Below are 207 nucleotides of genomic sequence, written 5' to 3' on the forward strand. Positions count from 1 at the left end.
CCTGTGTCGGTTTGCGGTACGGTCTCGTATGACTGAAGCTTAGAGGCTTTTCTTGGAACCACTTCCGATTGCTTCGCTTATAAATAAGCTGGCCTCAACCCCTTGAATTACGCACCCGGATTTACCTAGGTGCCTTCTACAAGTCAAGGACCGGGACTTCCAACACCCGGACAACCTTCCGCGATCCGTCCCCCCATCGCATCATAC

The 207-nt window shown here is 52.7% G+C and carries 1 rRNA gene; it reads right to left on the reverse strand.

Annotation, left to right across the window (positions count from 1 at the left end):
- Positions 1-207, reverse strand: a 23S ribosomal RNA gene (locus QN370_RS20780); the annotation flags it as partial.

This window comes from Actimicrobium sp. CCI2.3 (assembly GCF_035019065.1).
Classification (GTDB): Bacteria; Pseudomonadota; Gammaproteobacteria; order Burkholderiales; family Burkholderiaceae_D; genus Actimicrobium.